General features: G+C 63.5%; 3 protein-coding genes. All 3 read right to left on the bottom strand.

The features are described from left to right. Positions 1-38: 38 nt before the first annotated feature. The gene (locus EN935_RS26865; RefSeq protein WP_127265924.1) at positions 39-2,333 is read right to left on the bottom strand and encodes a bifunctional salicylyl-CoA 5-hydroxylase/oxidoreductase; all 2,295 of its coding nucleotides are present in this window, start codon (positions 2,331-2,333) and stop codon (positions 39-41) included. A gap of 142 nt (positions 2,334-2,475) precedes the next feature. Continuing rightward, positions 2,476-3,075 carry a VOC family protein gene (locus EN935_RS26860; RefSeq protein ID WP_127265926.1) on the bottom strand — a complete coding sequence of 200 codons (600 nt, stop codon included), beginning with the start codon at positions 3,073-3,075 and terminating at the stop codon, positions 2,476-2,478. A gap of 80 nt (positions 3,076-3,155) precedes the next feature. Further along, positions 3,156-3,549 (bottom strand): ABC transporter ATP-binding protein (locus EN935_RS26855; RefSeq protein ID WP_164771363.1); only part of this gene is annotated, 394 nt, incomplete at its 5' end.

The raw sequence follows: 3,549 nt of genomic DNA, 5'->3' as shown, positions 1-3,549 counted from the left end.
GACCAGCGCATGCTTGCCGGGAATCGTCGTGGCGGCCGTCATACTTTCAGCCCCGCCGCGGCGTCGCGCTCGGCCAGCCGGTAGAGCTGGTCGCGTCCGGGCAGATAGGGATCCGGCCATTTGACACCACGGTCGCCGAGCGTCACCGCCGCATGCAGCGTCCAGTAGGGGTCGGCGAGATGCGGCCGTGCCAGCGCCACCAGATCGGCGCGGCCGGCCATCAGGATCGAATTGACATGGTCCGGCTCGTAGATGTTGCCGACCGCCATCGTCGCCATGCCGACCTCGTTGCGGATGCGATCGGAAAACGGCGTCTGGAACATGCGGCCATAGACCGGCTTTGCCAATGCCGAGGTCTGGCCGGCCGAGACGTCGCAGATATCGACACCTGCCTCGTGCAGCAGCCGTGCGATCTCGACCGCATCGGCCGGCGTTACACCTTCGATGCCGACCCAGTCATTGGCCGAAATGCGCATCGAGATCGGCTTCTCCGCCGGCCAGGCGGCGCGCACCGCACGGAAGATTTCCAGGGGATAGCGCATGCGGTTTTCCAGCGAACCGCCATAGGCATCGGTGCGCCGGTTGGTGACCGGCGTGATGAAGGACGACAGCAGATAGCCGTGCGCGGCGTGGATCTCGAGCATGTCGAAGCCGCAACGATCTGCCATCTCGGCCGAAGCCACGAATTCGTCGCGCACCTTGTCCATGTCGGTACGGTTCATCGCCTTCGGCACCTGATTCTGCGTCGACCACGCGACGGCCGAGGCTGCCATGACCGGCCAGTTGCCTGAGACCAACGGCACGTCGGTGCCCTCCCAGCCGAGCCGGGTCGAACCCTTGGCGCCGGAATGGCCGATCTGGGCGCAGATCTTCGCCTCCGTCTCGGTGTGGACGAAGTCGACCAGCCGCTTCCACGCCACCGCATGTTCGGGCGCATAGAAGCCGGGGCAGCCAGGCGTGATCCGCCCTTCGGGGCTGACGCAGGTCATCTCGATATAGAGGAGCCCGGCGCCCCCCTTGGCGCGCTCGGCATAATGGGTGAAATGCCAGTCGGTCGGGCAGCCGTCGACGGCCTTGTACTGCGCCATCGGCGAGACGACGACGCGGTTCTGCAGCCTCATGTCGCGCAGCTTGAATGGCGCGAACATCGGCGCGCGGCGCAGGCTGTTGCCGCCGGCGCCCGCCTGGCGCTGGAACCATTCTTCCGCCCCGCCCAGCCATTCGGCGTCGCGCAATCGCAAATTCTCGTGGCTGATGCGCTGCGAGCGGGTCAAAAGCGAATAGTTGAACTGCACCGGATCGAGGCCGAGGTAGCGCTCGACCTCCTCGAACCATTCGAGCGAATTGCGCGCCGCCGATTGCAGCTTCAGCACCTCGGTGCGGCGGGCATCCTCATATCTACGGAATGCGGCGTCGAGGTCGGGTTCGGACTCAACATACTCGGCCAGCGCCACCGCACTTTCCAGCGCCAGCTTGGTGCCGGAGCCGATCGAGAAATGCGCCGATGCCGCCGCATCGCCCATCAGCGCAAGGTTCTTGTAGGACCAGCGCTCGCACAGCACGCGCGGGAAATTGATCCAGGCCGAGCCACGGATGTGGTTGGCATTGGTCATCAGCGCGTGGCCGCCGAGATGTTTTTCGAAGATACGCTCGCAGACGGCGATCGATTCCTGCTGCGACATCGCGCCGAAGCCGAAAGCAGCCCAGGTCTGTTCGCTGCACTCGACGATGAACGTCGCGGTGTCGCTGTCGAACTGGTAGGCGTGCGCCCACACCCAGCCATGCTCGGTCTTCTCGAAGATGAAGGTGAAGGCGTCGTCGAACTTCTGGTTGGTGCCTAGCCAGACGAACTTGCATTTGCGGGTGTCGATGTCGGGCTTGAAGACGTCGACGAAAGTGTTGCGCGCCCTGGAGTTCAGGCCGTCGGCGGCGACGACCAGATCGTGCGTCTCCATATAGGGTTTGGGATCGGCGATGTCGGTCTCGAACATCAGCTTGACGCCGAGTTCTCGCGCGCGGCGCTGCAGCAGGACCAGCAGCCGCTTGCGGCCGATGCCGCAGAAACCGTGCCCGGTCGAGACCGTGCGCACGCCATCGTGGATGACGGCGATGTCGTCCCAATAAGCAAAGTGCTTCTTGATCCAGACGGCGCTGACCGGATCGTTTTTCGACAGGTTTTCAAGCGTCTCGGCCGACAGCACGACGCCCCAGCCGAACGTGTCGTCGGCGCGGTTGCGCTCGAACACCGTCACATCGTGCGCGGCGTCCCTGAGTTTCATCGAAATGGCAAAGTAGAGGCCGGCTGGTCCGCCGCCGAGAACCGCAACCTTCATGTCTGCGATCTCCTCTTCGCTTGCTGGTTTCGAGTATCGCGCCGGAGGTAAATTATTTCAAGCTTAAAGTTTCATATCGAAAATGATTCAACGTCGCATTTGTGTGGCGTGCCTGCGGAACATCCGCAAGCACGCGTTCCCATCACTTTTCCGGGCTCTTCGGGCTCCATAGAACAGTCTCGGCGCCCTTCTCGTAGGCCATGCCATCGGGATAGCTGATCGCTTCCAGCTGCAGCCCCCATGGCGCCTGGAAGTAGAGGATGGTCTGGCCGGCGGCCGGCCCTTCCTTGACCGGCAACGGGCCCATGCGCGTCTTGACGCCCTTGCCGTCGAGATAGGCCTTGGCGGCGTCGACATCGTCGACATAGAAGGCAATGTGGAAGCCGCCTATGTCGCTGTTCTTCGGCGTCAGGTCCTTCTGGTCCGGTGCTGTGTATTTGAACAGCTCGATGTTCGAACCATAGCCGCAACGCACCATGGTGACCTGCTCAATGACCGCCTTGGGATCGACGCCCAGAAGATCCTGCATGAAGGTGCCCTTGTCGTCGGCAAACGGGCCGAACGACATCGCCTTCTTGCAGCCGACCACCTCGGTGAAGAAGTCGACCGCCTGCTTCATGTCGGGAACCGTGATGCCGGTGTGATCGTGTCCGCGCATGCCGGGGATCGAGCTGGCGGTGGCGATGCCGGCGCTGCCAAGGACAGCGGCGGCGAGCGTTGCGTTTCGAAGTATCCTCTTCATGTCAGTCCTCCTCCATTGGCGGGACTTGGGTCATTTGCCGATCGCACGACCGAAGCCCGCTTTTCGGCGTGCGTGTGTATTCATGTCGGGGCCTTGATGGCGGCAGGGATGTCCAGCCAGCCCGCATCGATCTCGGGCAGCGGAATGGCTGCGATCAGATCGCGCGTGTAGGCTTGCCGCGGCTTGTCGAACAAGGCGTCGGTGGCGCTGGCCTCGACGATCACGCCTTCGCGCATGACGATGACTTGCCGGCACAGCCGCCGAATGACAGACAGATCGTGGCTGATGAAGGCGACGGTCAGGCCCATCTCCGCCGCCAGCTTTTCCAGCAGGGTCAGGATCTGCGCCTGCGTCGACACGTCGAGGCCGGAGACAATTTCGTCGGCCAGCACGAATTTCGGCGACAGCGCCAGCGCCCGCGCAATGCCGACGCGCTGGCGCTGGCCGCCCGACAGTTCGTGGCGGTAGCGGCTT

Source organism: Mesorhizobium sp. M7D.F.Ca.US.004.03.1.1 (assembly GCF_003998635.1).
In the GTDB taxonomy this organism is placed as follows: Bacteria; Pseudomonadota; Alphaproteobacteria; order Rhizobiales; family Rhizobiaceae; genus Mesorhizobium; species Mesorhizobium loti.
Note: the sequence above shows the minus strand (reverse complement) of the source record. Positions and strands in the feature narration are given on the sequence as shown.

Excerpts from the sequence above, each read along its gene's own strand:
- EN935_RS26865 (WP_127265924.1), bottom strand. The coding sequence starts at position 2,333 with ATGAAGGTTGCGGTTCTCGGCGGCGGACCAGCCGGCCTCTACTTTGCC.
- EN935_RS26860 (WP_127265926.1), bottom strand. The coding sequence starts at position 3,075 with ATGAAGAGGATACTTCGAAACGCAACGCTCGCCGCCGCTGTCCTTGGC.